At 60.1% G+C, this 14,604-nt stretch carries 14 protein-coding genes; 10 read left to right on the top strand and 4 right to left on the bottom strand.

Annotated elements, in window-relative coordinates; all coding sequences use genetic code 11:
* Nucleotides 1-76: 76 nt before the first annotated feature.
* Nucleotides 77-559: a transcription elongation factor GreA gene (gene greA / locus J2X76_RS15555; RefSeq protein ID WP_310217740.1), complete on the bottom strand. Its 483-nt coding sequence runs from the start codon at nt 557-559 to the stop codon at nt 77-79.
* Nucleotides 560-753: 194 nt separating this feature from the next.
* Between greA and J2X76_RS15550 the strand changes: the two genes are divergently transcribed.
* Entirely contained in the window at nt 754-1,407 is a 654-nt protein-coding gene (locus J2X76_RS15550; protein WP_310217739.1) for a glutathione S-transferase family protein, read from the top strand.
* A gap of 84 nt (nt 1,408-1,491) precedes the next feature.
* Here the strand turns inward: J2X76_RS15550 and J2X76_RS15545 are convergent, their stop codons facing one another.
* Complete coding sequence (locus tag J2X76_RS15545; RefSeq protein WP_113127715.1) at nt 1,492-2,661, bottom strand: ABC transporter substrate-binding protein; 1,170 nt, start codon at nt 2,659-2,661, stop codon at nt 1,492-1,494.
* Between the two features lie 503 nt (nt 2,662-3,164).
* Here J2X76_RS15545 and J2X76_RS15540 point away from each other — a divergent pair.
* On the top strand, nt 3,165-3,314 hold the full coding sequence (locus tag J2X76_RS15540) for a hypothetical protein (protein WP_310217737.1): 150 nt from the start codon (nt 3,165-3,167) through the stop codon (nt 3,312-3,314).
* A 233-nt stretch (nt 3,315-3,547) separates the two neighbouring features.
* Here J2X76_RS15540 and J2X76_RS15535 read toward each other — a convergent pair whose 3' ends face one another.
* Nucleotides 3,548-4,516, bottom strand: coding sequence for a mannonate dehydratase (locus tag J2X76_RS15535; protein ID WP_310217734.1), 969 nt, complete (start codon nt 4,514-4,516; stop codon nt 3,548-3,550).
* Nucleotides 4,517-4,858: 342 nt separating this feature from the next.
* On the opposite strand from J2X76_RS15535, the gene J2X76_RS15530 reads away from it, so the two are divergent.
* Genes J2X76_RS15530 through J2X76_RS15510 form a run of 5 tightly spaced genes read left to right on the top strand, consistent with a single transcriptional unit; the run spans nt 4,859 to nt 9,966 of the window.
* Nucleotides 4,859-6,451, top strand: a complete 1,593-nt coding sequence (locus tag J2X76_RS15530) for an ABC transporter substrate-binding protein (RefSeq protein WP_113283143.1) — start codon at nt 4,859-4,861, stop codon at nt 6,449-6,451.
* 21 nt (nt 6,452-6,472) lie between these two features.
* Nucleotides 6,473-7,501 (top strand): ABC transporter permease, encoded by a 1,029-nt coding sequence (locus J2X76_RS15525; protein WP_113127711.1) that lies wholly within the window; start codon nt 6,473-6,475, stop codon nt 7,499-7,501.
* Nucleotides 7,498-8,400, top strand: coding sequence for an ABC transporter permease (locus J2X76_RS15520; RefSeq protein WP_310217731.1), 903 nt, complete (start codon nt 7,498-7,500; stop codon nt 8,398-8,400). The genes J2X76_RS15525 and J2X76_RS15520 overlap by 4 nt, the downstream gene beginning before the upstream one ends.
* Complete coding sequence (locus tag J2X76_RS15515; RefSeq protein ID WP_113127709.1) at nt 8,387-9,232, top strand: ABC transporter ATP-binding protein; 846 nt, start codon at nt 8,387-8,389, stop codon at nt 9,230-9,232. Before J2X76_RS15520 ends, J2X76_RS15515 begins: the two co-directional genes overlap by 14 nt.
* Nucleotides 9,229-9,966: an ABC transporter ATP-binding protein gene (locus tag J2X76_RS15510; RefSeq protein ID WP_310217728.1), complete on the top strand. Its 738-nt coding sequence runs from the start codon at nt 9,229-9,231 to the stop codon at nt 9,964-9,966. The genes J2X76_RS15515 and J2X76_RS15510 overlap by 4 nt, the downstream gene beginning before the upstream one ends.
* Nucleotides 9,967-10,124: 158 nt before the next feature.
* On the opposite strand, the gene J2X76_RS15505 is transcribed toward J2X76_RS15510, so the two are convergent.
* Nucleotides 10,125-11,306 (bottom strand): DNA-binding transcriptional regulator, encoded by a 1,182-nt coding sequence (locus J2X76_RS15505; RefSeq protein ID WP_310217725.1) that lies wholly within the window; start codon nt 11,304-11,306, stop codon nt 10,125-10,127.
* A gap of 213 nt (nt 11,307-11,519) precedes the next feature.
* On the opposite strand from J2X76_RS15505, the gene J2X76_RS15500 reads away from it, so the two are divergent.
* From J2X76_RS15500 to J2X76_RS15490, 3 genes are all read left to right on the top strand, one after another.
* Nucleotides 11,520-12,773 (top strand): extracellular solute-binding protein, encoded by a 1,254-nt coding sequence (locus J2X76_RS15500; RefSeq protein WP_310217722.1) that lies wholly within the window; start codon nt 11,520-11,522, stop codon nt 12,771-12,773.
* A gap of 101 nt (nt 12,774-12,874) precedes the next feature.
* Nucleotides 12,875-13,768 (top strand): sugar ABC transporter permease, encoded by an 894-nt coding sequence (locus tag J2X76_RS15495; RefSeq protein WP_310217719.1) that lies wholly within the window; start codon nt 12,875-12,877, stop codon nt 13,766-13,768.
* On the top strand, nt 13,765-14,595 hold the full coding sequence (locus J2X76_RS15490; RefSeq protein WP_310217717.1) for a carbohydrate ABC transporter permease: 831 nt from the start codon (nt 13,765-13,767) through the stop codon (nt 14,593-14,595). The genes J2X76_RS15495 and J2X76_RS15490 overlap by 4 nt, the downstream gene beginning before the upstream one ends.
* The last annotated feature ends 9 nt before the right edge of the window (nt 14,596-14,604 follow it).

Genomic DNA, 14,604 nt, shown 5'->3' with positions numbered 1-14,604 from the left:
CTGATAGCCATTGCCGGATGCCAGCTCAACCCGTCATCCGTTGATTTGAGGTCAATCAGGCTGCGGCATGCGCCTCTCAGGAGATGGCCAAAATCTCCAATTCCTGCTCGCCGGCGCTGACGACGTCGCCGACCGCTTTGCCCATCAGCAGCCTTGCGACCGGCGAAACGAAGGAAATCGATCCCGCCTTGGGATCCGCCTCGTCCTCTCCGACGATCCGATAGGTCTGAATCCGCCCGTCATCGCGGCTGAAGGTGACCGTGCTGCCGAAGGAGACGATGTCCGACGAAGTCGGCCCCGCGACGAGCTGGGCCGTATGGACCCGGGCCGCGAAATAGCGCGCATCCCGCAAGGGGCCTGCCTGCTGTCGCCGTCTTTCGTTGACGTCCTCGATCGCGCCGGCGGCCTCGTAGGCCTCGCGCGCCTGCCGGAGCTGCAATTCGAGAGCCTTCAACCCCGCTTCCGTCACCAGGTTCGGGTGAGGAGAAACCGGACGGTCGGGCAGCAAGGTTTCCGAAGCGGTTTCGGAACTCTCTTCCTTGGTGAAGGCAACGCTCAATCTCAAACTCCGTCTTTCTCCCAGCCGGGGCAGTACCCTCGCCTGCATGTCGGAACCATGCATACGATGACAATGAGCGAACGCCAAACTCGATCCATGTTCCGCCGAACCGTATTCGAGGATTATCTCGAGTATGATGTCGGGAGCGCGCTTGGCCGACCGTCTTCAAGGCAGGCAATCTTCGGAGAACACCAATGACCATTACGATTACCGCCTTTGAACGGTCGCCAGACGGCGGCAAGGGTCTGGCCCGGGACATGCGCGTTCGCTGGGCGCTCGAAGAAGTGGGAGAGCCTTACGATGTCCGTCTTCTGTCGTTCCAGGCGATGAAGGAACCCGCCCATCTCGCGGTACAGCCTTTCGGGCAGATCCCGACCTATGAGGAAGGCGATCTCGTGTTGTTCGAGTCGGGCGCAATCGTGTTCCATATCGCCGAGCGCCGTGCCGGCCTGCTGCCGGACGACCCGAATGCCCGGGCGCGTGCGATCGCATGGATGTTTGCCGCGCTCAACACCGTGGAGCCGCCGATCTTCGACCGCACCCTCGTCAGGATCCTCGACCGCGACGAGCCGTGGTACGAAAAACGCCTCTCCGCCCTCGAAGTCAGCATCCGCAGACGGCTGGCCGACCTTTCCCGCCACCTTGGGGACGCCGACTGGTTGGATGGTGCGTTCAGTGCCGGCGACCTCCTGATGGTGACGGTGCTGCTCCGGTTGAAGGCATCATCGGGCATCCTGAACGAATACCCGAACCTTGCTGCCTATGTCGCCCGCGGCGAAGCGCGGCCCGCCTACAAGCGTGCTTTCGAGGCCCAGCTGGCGGTCTTCAAGGCCTCATCGGCCGGCTGATGATCGGCCAGGCCGGAAATGCTCCCACCAAACGAAAATGGCGGGCCGAAGCCCGCCATTCCTGTCTCGGCAGGACCACCTCGCTTACTTGGCGTTCGGGTCCTTGATTTTCGGGAAGGTCGCGAATTCGACGTTATAGAGTTCGCCGTTCACTTCCTTGACTTCGCGCATGTAGATGTCCTGGATGATATCGCGGGTGGCGGGATCGATGGTGATCGGGCCGCGCGGGCTTGTCCAGGTCGCACCCTTCATGGCTTCGATCAGCTTGGTGCCGTCGGTATCGCCATTGGTCTTCTTCAGCGCCATGTAGGCAAGCGTCATGGCATCATAACCACCGACCGACATGAAGTTCGGGCGCATGTTGTTGGACGCCTTCTTCACCTGGGCGACGAAGGCCTTGTTTTCCGGGCTGTCGTGTAAGGTCGAGTAGAAATGGCCGGTGATGACACCCTTGGCGGCCGGGCCCATGCCGTTCAAGAGGTCGTCGTCGGTGACGTCGCCGGTGGCGATCAGCTTGATGCCGGCGTCGGCCAGACCACGGTCGACATACTGCTTCATGAACTGCGCGCCGATACCGGCCGGCACGAAGGCAAAGACTGCATCCGGCTTGGCGTCACGCACGCGCTGCAGGAAGGGGGCGAAATCCGGGTTCGCAAGCGGAACGCGGATGGCCTCGACGATCGTGCCGCCATCCTTCTTGAACTGGTTGGTAAAGCCCTGCTCGATATCGATGCCCGGACCGTAATCCGAGACCAGGGTCACAACCTTCTTCAGGTTGTTCTGGACCGCCCAGGTGGCCACCGGAACGGCGGACTGCGGGCCGCCCATCGAGGTGCGGACGTAATATTGCGACTGCGGCATGATCGCCGAGGTCGTCGCCGAGGTGATGATCGCCGGGATCTTCGCCTGGTTGAGAACCGGCGCCACCGACATGGCGAGAGGCGTCAGGCCGAAGCCCATCAATATCTTTGCGCCGTCATTGACGACGAGTTCCTGGGCGATGCGGCGGGTCTGATCGGCGACGCCGCCGTCATCGCGCAGCACGACTTCGATCTTCTTGCCGGCGACGGTATCGCCGTTGAGCGCCATATAGGCCTTGACGCCCGCCTCGACCTGCCGGCCGGTGGACGCGAACGGGCCGGTCATCGGCAGGATGAGGCCAACCTTGACCGTTTCCTGCGCGAATGCCGGAACGGCAGCGAGGCCCCCCATGGCAAGGCCGGCAGCAGCCATCAATGTTCTTCTCGTAATCATTCTCTTCCTCCTCTAAGACGAATTTGTTCCCGAAGCTTGCGTGTGACAGACCGCGTCCTCCTTGCGGCCTTCGGCCTGTCACAGCCTGCGGATATATCGGGGACATCACAACCAACAGTCAACGGGTTGTGGTAGTGCCGGGTCCCATTCCACCCGTTTCGTTACCCGGCGGATCCCGCAAAATCTCCCCGACGTGTCAATCCGACCGCAGCCGGCCCTCCATAAAACGGTGTATACAATTCCCGTTTCCGGCAAGTCTCCCTCAAGACCGGTCGCGAAAAGCGGGCGGCTCTGAGCTGAAAACCGTCAGGCTGCGAAATCCCCAATCCCACGCAAGAATAGCGTTCACCCTCAAGGAAATCGCCAGCCTGTCCAATGTCCTCCGCACTCTTATATCAGCAATAAATGTGTATACATGGCCTGTCAATATTAGCCTTCCTCTCCTGCGGGTAAGCCTTGAGCATTAACCGCGGTCTGTTTCGCGCTTTGGAGGGCGGGCATTTATGCTCGTCGTGACCGAGCCGATCATGCCGGAACAATCAGGTAAATCGGGACTAGCAGCGCATCTTGCGGATGCCTTCCCAGGCGCCAGAGCCAGCGAGGAGCCGATTTCACGGCTCGACGTCGACGCAACAAGGGCTTTAAACTTATGATCACGGAGATCGAGGGCATCCGTCGCCGGCCACCGGCCAAATTCCTGAGCGACGGCTTGAAAGCTGCTGAGAGCGCCACAACAGGTGAGCGGGCGCCTGGCAAGAGAGCGGCACGGCCGCAGTCAAGCCAGGCGGATAAGAGCTATAACGGAGGTTTAGCCATATGAGTTCGCGGCGTGCGGTTGCGAACAAAGCAAGGCAGATTGAAGCCAACCTTGCTTGTGACCGTGCGGCTACTTGAGCGTTTCCAGAAGCGCGGTGATATAACCGTAGCAGAAAGCAAAGGCTACCCCGGTGGGATCGCGGCCGCTGATCGTGGGAACGTGATCCGGCATGATCATATAGCGGTAGCCCACTTCCTTGTATGTCTTGAGTGAGCGGACCATGTCCATATCACCCTCGTCCGGAAAGGTTTCCATGAAGGAGAGCTTCCCGCCGGCGATATTACGGAAATGGACATTGAAGATTTTATCGCGCGTCCCGAACCAACGGATGATATCGTCGATTTCTTCCCGCGGGTTCTCCAGCATTTCACCGATCGAACCCTGGCAGAAATTGAGGCCGTGATAGGGGTTCTCCCGCATCAACACGAATTTCTTCAGACCTTCGACCGTGCCGAGCACGCGGGTAACGCCCTTGTAGCCGGGCGGTGTGTAAGGATCGTGCGGATGGCAGGCAAGCCGTACCTTGTTGCTTTCCGCGACCGGCACCACGCGCTCCAGAAAATAGTCGATCCGCTCCCAGTTCTCGTCCTCGGACAGCACGCCCGCCAGTCCGGGTGCCGCCTGCTGATCGGTCTTGTCCCACCGGAAGGCCTCGTTGAGGGACCCGCCGCGCCCGCGTTCCATCTCCGTGCGGGGGATGCCGATCAGGTTCAGATTGTACTTGACCGCCGGAATGCCGGCCTTCGCCGTTTCCTCGATCAACCGGCACACGGCGTCGATCTGACGGTCGCGGTCAGGCCCCTTGAGCAGGATATCCGGATAGGATGCCTTCTCGATGGGCTTGGACGGAAGCGGAAGCTGAATCATGTCGAGGATGAGGCCGAAGCTCTCGATCTTGTCGCGATGACGTTCGAGATCTTCCAGGCGCCAGCTCGAAGGCGAGCCGGGCGGGTCGGCGCAGATATGCTTCAATCCCAACTGGGCAAAAACGCGATAATCGTCATCATCTCTCGCGCCAACTTGTGTGCCTACGTACATTCCAGCATCCTCCCAGAGCATCTTACTCATCATACGACCTAGTATGATTATCGTCGGATGTCGAGCGCCTTGATGCGATCCGGAAAGAGGAGCCGGCCTCAATATCACGTCTGGATAGGCACCGCTCGCGACCATCACCTTAAGGTTTTGCTTGAAGAGCGATTGCTGATGCGTATGAGCATTGCCATTCGGTGTGACAATCTTTTATTGGATCGATCTTCCCCAATGTTTGCCGCCGAATGCGCATCCCGGCTCTCGGGACAAGCTTGCCATCCTCGGGAAAGTCCGATAGGTCATATTACAACCAGTTAGTTTCCCTGGTCAGCTCTGGGAGGAGATAATATGAAACACCTTTGCACTCGATTGCTCGTCGGTGCGGCTTTTGCCGTCTTGTCGTTCGGCGCTCCGGCGGCTCTTGCCGAGACCCCTGCTAATCAGCTCGTCATCGCGACCTCGCTTGCCCAGGTTCTTTCGCTCGATCCGCATCAGGCGACGGAAGCCAAGGCCAACGAGATCATGGCCAACCTCTATGATCGCCTGGTCTCCACCGATGGCTCGGGCAAGATCTCTCCGCAGCTCGCTGAAAAGTGGGAAATCGACGACAAGGGAATCACGTTCCATCTCCGTAAGGCTGAATTCGCCTCCGGCAACCCGGTTACCTCTGCAGACGTCGTCTATTCCATCACCCGCCTGCTGAAGCTCGACCAGGCTGCCGCCGCCAACCTCAAGCGCGTCGGCTACAATGGCGGCAACGTCGAAAAACTGGTCACGGCGCCGGACGAGAAGACGGTGCGCATCGACCTTTCCGGCGAGGTTACGTCCGAGCTTCTGCTGTATCGCCTGGCGATGGTCATCGCCAGCGTCGTCGACAGCAAGGAGCTGAAGAGCCATGTCGTCAACGACGACTGGGGCAATGCGTGGCTGCGCACCAATTCGGCAGGCTCGGGTCCGTTTACGCTGAACAAGTGGACGCCGAACGAGATCGTCATCCTCGACGCAAGCAAGAATTATGTCGCCGGACAACCGAAAATGCGCCGCGTTGTCGTCCGCCATGTCCCTGAAAGCCAGGTCGAGCGGCTGATGCTCGAGCGCGGCGATATCGATATCGCCAGCGCGTTGACCGCGACGGACCTCGCAACCTTCACCGGCAAGCAGGGTTATGAAATCCAGCGCGTGCCGACAGGCGGCTTCTATGTCCTGTCGATGAACGCCAGCAAGGAGCCGCTCTCCAATCCGAAGGTCCGCGAAGCGATTGCCTACGGCATCGACTACAAAGGCATGGAAAAGACGATCATGGGGCCGTATGGCCGTGCGCGTACGGTTCCGGTCCCGGAAAACTTCGAATTTGCCATTCCGAGCCCGGACTGGAAGCTGGACGTCACGAAGGCAAAGGCGCTGTTGGCGGAGGCCGGATACAAGGACGGCTTCACGGTGAACCTGAAGACGATCGCCCAGACCCCGCGTATCGATCTTGCGACCGCGATCCAGGCGTCGCTTGGCCAGATCGGCATCAAGGTCAACATCATGCAGGGGAACGGTGCCGACATCATTGCCGCGCACCGCGCCCGCGATTTCGATCTGCTCATCCCGCAGACCGGCGCCTATATGCCGAACGTCCTCGGCGCCATGGAGCAATTCTCGAGCAACCCCGACAACTCCTTGAAGGCCAATAATGCCGGCAACTTCGTATGGCGCTCCGGTTGGGACATTCCCGAACTGACCGCTGTCACGGCCAAGGCTGCGCTGGAGCCGGACGCGAAGAAACGCGGCGCGCTTTATGTCCAGATGCAGGAAATGTTCGTGGCGCAGAAGCCCGCTGTTCTGCCGCTCTTCGAACGTTACGAGCCGATCGTCCTGAGCAGCCGTGTGAAGGGCTATGTCGGGCATCCGAGCCAGACGACACGTCTCGAAGGCGTCAGCAAGACCGATAAATAACGTCAAGTCAGGCGGCCGCTCATGAAGGAACTTTCGTTAGGCGAACTGGGACGACGGCTCATCCACCTCGTCGTCAGCCTGTTCATCCTGTTGTGCGTCACCTTCGTGATTGGCCGCGTGATGCCGACCGATCCGGTCGGAGCGATCGTCGGCGAACTCGCCGATCCGAAAGCCTACGAGGCCATGCGAGTGAGACTTGGCCTCGATCTTCCGCTCTACCAGCAGTTCTTCATCTATGTCTGGGGATTGCTGCATGGCGACATGGGAACTGCGATCCTGACCGGCAACGCCGTCACCAAGGACCTGTCCCAGGCCTTCCCGGCAACGCTGGAACTCGCGACGCTCGCGGTGGTCATCTCCACTCTCGTGGGCGTTCCGCTCGGCTTGGCCGCCGGCCTTTTCCGGGATAGCGCGATCGACAAGTTTGCGCGCGTCTTCGCGCTGGTCGGGCATTCGATCCCGGTCTTTTGGTTCGGCATCGTCGGGCTGGTGATCTTTTATGCGGGCCTCAACCTGGTCGGCGGCCCCGGCCGGGTCGATGTCTTCTACGAAGGCATGATCGAGCCGACTACGGGACTGATGCTGGTCGACAGCCTGCTGGAAGGTGAGACGGAGATCTTCTGGAACGCCCTGTCGCACATCATCCTTCCAGCCTGCATCCTCGCCTATATGGCCATGGCCTATATAACGCGCATGACCCGGGCATTCACGCTGGAGCAGTTGAACCAGGATTACGTCATCGCCGCCCGCGCCAAGGGCGTCGGGCCGATCCGCACGGTTATCAGCCATGTCCTGCCCAATATCGCCGTCCAATTGATCACCGTTCTCGCGATTTCCTACGGCAACCTCCTGGAAGGCGCCGTCGTCACCGAAATCGTTTTTTCGTGGCCCGGAATCGGTCAGTACATGACCAACGCGCTCCTGATCGGCGATATGAACGCCATTCTTGCCGCGACCATCGTCGTTGGCTTCATCTTCATGTTCCTGAATTTCATTGCAGACATCGCCTACGCGCTTCTTGATCCGCGTACCCGGGAGGCCGCACGATGAGCAATATTGCCCAGAACGACGCCATCATCCGGCCACCGGCGATCGGCACCAGAATACTGAACTCGACCTCCCGCGTTCTGCGCAAGCTTGCCGACGAACCGCTTGGCATGGCAGGCTTCATGATCCTTGCCATCCTGGTTCTGGTCGCCATCTTCGCGCCGCTGATCGCACCTTATGATCCCGCCGCCCAGACGCTGAGCGACGCGCTTCAGCCTCCGACCCTCGCGCATCTGGCCGGCACGGACGAATTTGGACGTGATATTTTCAGCCGCCTCGTCTACGGCACGCGCATCACCATCCAGACCGTCATGTCCGTTTCGGTGATCGTCGGCCCGATCGGCCTCGTCATCGGCGTCGTTGCCGGCTTTTTCGGCGGCCGGACGGATGCCATCCTGATGCGCGCCACCGATATCGTCCTGTCGTTTCCATCCCTGATCCTGGCGCTCGCCTTCGCCGCCGCCCTTGGCGCCGGCCTGGGGACCGCGATCGTTGCCATCTCCCTGACCGCCTGGCCGCCGATCGCCCGCCTCGCCCGCGCGGAAGCTCTTGTCGTGCGCAATGCGGATTTCGTCGCGGCCGCCCGGCTTTACGGCGCCTCGCCGCTGCGGATCCTTTTTCTCTATATCGCCCCGATGTGTATCCCCTCGGTGATCGTGCGGCTGACGCTCAACATGGCGGGGATCATCCTGACGGCGGCGTCCCTGGGGTTCCTCGGTCTCGGTGCACAGCCGCCGCTGCCGGAATGGGGTGCGATGATTTCCAGCGGGCGGAAATTCATGCTGGACTATTGGTGGGTTGCCGTCATGCCCGGCGTGGCCATCCTGCTGACCAGTCTTGCCTTCAACATCGCCGGAGACACGCTTCGCGATCTATTGGACCCACGCCATGCCAGATCCTGATGAAACCCCCGTCCTTTCCGTTCGCGATCTGAATGTCCGTTTTGGCCGAAATTCCATTCCGGCCGTCTCCAATGTCAGCTTCGATGTTGGGCGGGAGCGTATCGGCATCGTCGGCGAATCCGGTTCGGGAAAATCCACCACCGGCCGGGCGATCATGCGGCTTTTGCCGCAGCGCGCCGGCGTGACGGCCGAACGCATGGACTTTCTCGGCAGCCCGCTGCTGGAAAAGACGGAGCGGCAGATGGGAGACTTGCGCGGCAAGGACATCGCCCTGATCATGCAGGATCCGCGCTATTCGCTGAACCCGGTCCTCACCATCGGCAAACAGGTGGCCGAAGCCGCGAAGCTGCATCTGGGCGTCCACGGCAAGGAAGCGCTGGCTCGTGCCCGCGACATGCTGGTGCGGGTTCGGATCAACGATCCGGACCGCGTCCTGTCGCTTTATCCGCACCAGATTTCCGGTGGCATGGGCCAACGCGTGATGATCGCGATGATGCTGCTCGCCCGGCCAAAACTGGTCATCGCCGACGAACCGACCTCGGCGCTCGACGTTAGCGTCCGCAGGGACGTTCTTGTTCTGCTCGACGAACTGGTGCGGGAAAACAATTCCGGCCTGGTCCTGATCAGCCACGATATCCGCATGGTCGCTGCCTTCTGCGAGCGCATCATGGTGATGTATTCGGGCCGCGTCGTCGAAACGCTGACGAAGCTGGAGGATGCCACGCATCCCTACACGCGCGGCCTGATCGCCGCGATGCCTGATCCGAAGAACCCGGTGCGGCGGCTGAAAGTCCTCGACCGCAAGTCGATCGAAGCGGAGATCAATTCATGATCAAGGTCGAGAATCTAGACGTCGTCTATGGCTCCAAGGGCAAAACAAACCATGTGGTTCGCGGCGTCAGCTTTTCCGTCGATCGCGGGGAAACGCTCGGCATCGTGGGTGAATCGGGCTGCGGCAAGTCGACGGTTCTGCGCTCGCTTGCCGGCCTCGAAGGCGGCTGGACCGGCTCGATCATGTTCGAGGGCAAGCCCGTCGGCAAGCCCCGCACGCGTGACGAACTGAAGCTCGCCCAGATGGTTTTCCAGGATCCCTATGGCTCGCTTCATCCGAGGCATCGTATCGGCACGGCGCTGGCCGAGCCGATACGGTCCATGGGCGCCGGCGACGGCTGGTCCAGAGTGGCCGATGCTCTAACGCAGGTCGGCCTTCCCGCCCATTTCGCCAGCCGCTTCCCGCATGAACTTTCGGGCGGACAGCGCCAGCGTGTGGCCATCGCACGGGCGCTGATCCTGTCTCCTCCGATCCTGCTCCTCGACGAGCCGACCTCGGCGCTCGACGTCTCGATCCAGGCGGAGGTGCTTAATCTGCTGGCAGACCAGCGGGAAGAACGCAATCTGACCTTGATCCTTGTCAGCCACGATCTCTCGGTCATCTCCCATATGTGCGACCGGGTCCTCGTCATGCAGAACGGCGTATTCGTCGATGAGCTCAGCAAGCAGGATCTGCAGGCGGGCGTGACGCACGCCAGCTATTCTCGCGAATTGTTCGAGGCGAGCTTTTTCTAGCACTTTCAATGACGAGCCGAAGATTGCTCGCCGTGTTGATCAAGATCCGCCAATCCTTCGATAGCGGAGCGGAAGGGCTGGCCACGAGATCGAATGCGGGATGGCCATTCCCCTCCAGGCCGCCTACGATCCTGCCTCTGATGGTTTTGCGGGCGTAGTCATCGCAGAAGTTGCTGCCTCTGATACTCCCTGGGGCTGCACCCCAGTTCCCGTTTGAACACTGCATGCATGTACTGATTGCTGGTGAAGCCGCTCAACTCGGCGATCTTCTCAAGCGATCGCTCCCCGTCCTCCAGCATTTCGCGTGCAAGCTGAAGCCGAAACGCCAACATGTCGTCGTGGACGGTACAGCCAAATGCGCGGCGGAAATGAGTTTCGAGGGTCGTTCTCGAAACGCCCACGTATTCAGCGACTTGAGCGACTTTGATCCCCTGGCCCGCGAACTGCCGGATGTAGTGCCTTGCACGCATGACGTATGGATCGTAGATTGGTTGGTATCGGGAGGATATCTGCGGATTGAGCCCGGCGGGCGGAACGATAATGCGCGGCTCATCCAGCGTCGCGCCCTTCAAACGGCGGTGGAGCATCGACGCGGCGATCTGGCCCATCTTGCGGGTCCCCTGCCGCACGGAGCTGATCGGAATGCGCGTGAGCATGCGCAGAAGAGGGTCGTCGTCGATCCCGACGATCGATACCTCTTCCGGCACTGCGATGTCCGCAAGAATGCAGGCTTGCAAGATGTGGCGCGCGCGTGAATCGGTGACGGCGATAATGCCGATCGGCTTGGGAAGGTCCCTCAGCCAGGCAATGACGTCCGACAGGATCTCATCCCAGTCGGGACCGAACGTGCCTTTGCCGCGGAAGATCTCAGGCTTCGTCAAGTCGCGCGCGCACAGCTTGAGATAAACCTTCTCACGCTCGACGGCCCAGCGGTATCGATGGGCTTCCGGAGACCCGTAGAAAGCGAAGCGGGGAAGCCCCATGTCGACCAGATGGGTATAGGCTTCGGTCACGAGCTTCTCGTTGTCCGTCGCCACATAGGGCACGGTGCGAGGATAATCCGCTTCACGCTGGTATGAACCGCCGACGCCGATAACCGGGATGCTCAGATCCGACAATGCCGTCTCGAAATCCGGATCGTCGAAATCCGCTATGATGCCGTGGCCGGACCATTCGGAAATCCCGTCGACGCTATCGCGAAAGTCTTCTTGCAGGAGCAGGTCCCATACCGACCGCGTGGATCGAACGTAGTCGCAGACGCCGGCAATGATCTCTCTGCCGTAGTCGCCGCGAGCCTTTAGAAACAGGGCAACCTGATAGCTGCTGGGCTTGGCGACCAAAACTTTCCTCCTCCGGAACCGGACTTTGGTTCGATGCGATACCTGCATTCTTATCAATATCGGCGTTTTGCAAGTGGAATGCTGATTTTTTGCAAAGCTGTTAAAAATTATAACGCGGGTTGAGAAATCGCTTCCTCTAAAGTGCTTCCCAAGCCCGCAGGAACCGGGTCGGAGGAGCTGGCGTAGCCGCCAGACCAATTGGAGGAAAAGACGATGAGATCGCTTTTGCTTGGAGCCGCCACGGCTCTGGGGATGATTTTTGCTGGCTCGGCATGGGCCGAGACGGTTCGCATTCTGACCATCGAGACCAACACGCCGGGAGCGCGCGACTACTACACGAATGCCATCAAGGCCTTCGAAGCCGCGAACCCGGACGTCAAGATCCAGTTCGACTACATGGACGACACGTCGTTCAAGTCCAAGCTCCCGACATTGCTGCAGTCTTCGTCCCGGCCGGATGCATTCTTCACCTGGACGGGCGGCGTGTTTCACGAACAGGCGGAAGCCGGCGTCCTGAAGGACATTTCTGCCCAGATGGACGAGAACGCCCGCGCCCAATACGCCCCCGCCGGCATCACCGCGCATACATACAAGGGCAAGCTCTACGGCGTTCCGCTTTATGCCGCCGGCGTCGCTCTGTTCTACAACAAGGCCCTGCTGGCCAAAGCCAATGTCGATCCGAAGTCCATCAAGACCTGGGACGACTTCCTCGGAGCCGTCAAGAAGGTGAAGTCTGCGGGCATCACGCCCGTCGTGCTCGGCGGCAAGGACAAATGGCCGATCGCCTTCTACTACGGCTATCTCGCGACCCGCTTTGCCGGGACCGCGGGCATTGCGGCTGCCGACCGCGGCGAAAATGGCGGTTTCGGCAACCCGGACTTCGTCAAGGCCGGCGGCGCCTTCAAGCAGCTCGTCGACCTCGAGCCTTTCCAGCCCGGGTTCATGGACACGACGCAAAACAAGGCGGCCGGGCTTTTCGGCGACGCCAAGGGCGCGTTCTACCTGATGGGCAATTTCTTCATCGGCGTTCAGGCCAAGAATTCCACGTCCGGCAAAGGCCTCGGCGATGATCTCGATTTCATTCCTTTTCCCGCGGTCGCGGGTGGAAAGGGTGATGCCAACGATACGTTCGGCGGGGTCAACGGCTGGCTGATCACCAAGGATGCCGCGCCATCGACGGTCAAGTTCCTCCGGTTCCTGACCAGCAAGGAAAACCAGCTCGAAGGCGGCAAGCTGGGCATCTGGCTTCCGATTGCGAAAGACGCCCAGGCCAATATCCAGGATCCTCGCCTGCGGGGTATCGGCGAATTGCTGGCCAAGGCACCGCATCACCAGCTCTATCTCGATCAGGCGCTCGGTGCCAGCGTCGGCGCCGCCCTGAACGATGCCGCCGCAGAGATTGCGACCGGCGACATCACGCCCGAAGAAGCCGCGCAGAAGGTCGAAGAAGCGCGCGAGATGCGCTGACCTTCTTTCTATTCGGACGGGCGCACGCCGCCCGTCCGCCGGTTGAACCAGCAAGGTTACCTATGGACACCCTCACCAGAAAACGCCCGCGGCATAGCCCGATGGCGCGCTTGTCGCGCATGCAACAGGACGGGAAGCTGGCCACCATCCTGTTTTTCCTGCCGCCAGCTTTGGTCCTTTTCACGATTTTCGTGATCTGGCCCATCATCAATGCCGCGCATCTGAGCTTCTTCAAGTGGAGCGGTTACGGCGAAGTCACGAATTTCGTCGGCATGCAGAACTACCAGCGCCTCGTCGGTCACTCCGTCTTCCATCAGTCGATGTGGAATTCGCTGAAGCTGGTCTTGGCGTCGATCTTGATCCAGATACCGCTGGCTTTGGCCATGGCGCTGCTCATCTACAGGAAGACGACGGTCAATACGGCGTTTCGGTTGATCTTTTTCGCACCTTACATTCTCGCCGAAATCGCCACCGGCTTGATCTGGAGCTTCATCTTTGATGGCGACTACGGTGTATCCGGCCAGATCGCGACGGCGCTCGGCATCGAGCCGATCTACATCCTGGCGGACCGGCAATACGCATTCATGGCCATCATCACGGTGATCGTGTGGAAGTATTTCGGCTACCACATGATGATTTTCATCGCCGCACTGCAGGCGGTTCCTTCCGATCTCATCGAAGCTGCCGATATCGACGGGGCGGGCCCGTGGCAGAAGGTCTTCTACGTCAAGCTGCCGCTGATCGCTCACGCGATCAAGCTATCGGCCTTCTTCGCGATAATAGGCGCTCTGCAGGTGTTCGACATCATCATCCCGCTGACCAACGGCGGCCCGTCCAACTCCACCCACTCCATCGTCAGCTATCTCTACACCTATGGCCTGGCGCAACTGAACGTGGGCTATGGCAGCGCCGTCGGCGTCGTGCTGTTCATCCTGTGCCTCGTCTCCGCTTTTGGCTACCGGCGCCTGGCGCTTACCAAGGGAGACGTGTTGTGACCCGTTCCGGCTTTTTCCCGGCCTTGCTGCGCGCAGCCGTGCTTTCCATTGTCGCCGGCATTGTCATATTGCCTCTGCTTTCCACCTTCCTGGGCGGTTTCAAGACCATGGGCGAATTGCGATCCTCGCCCTTCGGTATCCCCACAATATGGGACCTGAGCACCTATTCGGACATCCTGTTCAGCCCGCTGTTCTGGACCTACATGCGCAACTCGCTGGTGGTCTCGCTTTCGGCCGTCGTTCTCACGCTTCTATCGGCTTCGATGGCTGCCTACGTGTTTGCCCAGATCCGGTTCTTCGGCTCCAGATACATACAATCCTATTTGCTCCTGGGGTTGATGTTCCCTTTTGCGACAGCCATCGTGCCTCTCTTCATCCAGATCCGCGATCTCAATCTGCTCGACAATCCGCTCGGGATCATCCTGCCGCAGACGGCCTTCTCGATGGCTTTCGCCGTCGTTCTCCTCCGCAGCTTCTTCCAGCAATTGCCGAAGGAATTGTTCGAGGCGGCTTATGTCGATGGCTGCGGCTATATCGGTTTCTTCTTCAGGTTCACCCTGCCGCTTTCGACGCCGATCCTCGCCACGGTCGGCACCTTCGTTTTCGTGCAGAGCTGGAACAACTACCTGTTGCCGCTGGTCGTCTTGAACGATCGCAGCCTCTACACCTGGCCGCTCGGCATCATGCAGTTCCGTGGTGAGTTCCTGATCGAGTGGAACAAGATCCTCGCGTTCGTATCGCTGACCATCCTGCCGGCGCTCATCTTTTTCACTTTTACCCAGAAATACATCGTTGCCGGCCTCACCCGCGGCTCCGTGAAAGGTTAGTTATGAATA

This window comes from Neorhizobium sp. 2083, from assembly GCF_031455615.1.
Classification (GTDB): domain Bacteria; phylum Pseudomonadota; class Alphaproteobacteria; order Rhizobiales; family Rhizobiaceae; genus Neorhizobium.
The sequence above is the reverse complement of the archived record's forward strand: the minus strand, read 5'-3'. Positions and strand labels throughout refer to the sequence as shown.

Bases quoted from the DNA above. Each gene is read 5' to 3' on its own strand.
- J2X76_RS15525 (WP_113127711.1), top strand. From the start codon at position 6,473: ATGAAGGAACTTTCGTTAGGCGAACTGGGACGACGGCTCATCCACCTC.
- J2X76_RS15500 (WP_310217722.1), top strand. From the start codon at position 11,520: ATGAGATCGCTTTTGCTTGGAGCCGCCACGGCTCTGGGGATGATTTTT.
- J2X76_RS15535 (WP_310217734.1), bottom strand. From the start codon at position 4,516: ATGTACGTAGGCACACAAGTTGGCGCGAGAGATGATGACGATTATCGC.
- J2X76_RS15545 (WP_113127715.1), bottom strand. From the start codon at position 2,661: ATGATTACGAGAAGAACATTGATGGCTGCTGCCGGCCTTGCCATGGGG.
- J2X76_RS15550 (WP_310217739.1), top strand. From the start codon at position 754: ATGACCATTACGATTACCGCCTTTGAACGGTCGCCAGACGGCGGCAAG.
- J2X76_RS15540 (WP_310217737.1), top strand. From the start codon at position 3,165: ATGCTCGTCGTGACCGAGCCGATCATGCCGGAACAATCAGGTAAATCG.
- J2X76_RS15495 (WP_310217719.1), top strand. From the start codon at position 12,875: ATGGCGCGCTTGTCGCGCATGCAACAGGACGGGAAGCTGGCCACCATC.
- J2X76_RS15510 (WP_310217728.1), top strand. From the start codon at position 9,229: ATGATCAAGGTCGAGAATCTAGACGTCGTCTATGGCTCCAAGGGCAAA.
- J2X76_RS15515 (WP_113127709.1), top strand. From the start codon at position 8,387: ATGCCAGATCCTGATGAAACCCCCGTCCTTTCCGTTCGCGATCTGAAT.
- J2X76_RS15530 (WP_113283143.1), top strand. From the start codon at position 4,859: ATGAAACACCTTTGCACTCGATTGCTCGTCGGTGCGGCTTTTGCCGTC.
- J2X76_RS15520 (WP_310217731.1), top strand. From the start codon at position 7,498: ATGAGCAATATTGCCCAGAACGACGCCATCATCCGGCCACCGGCGATC.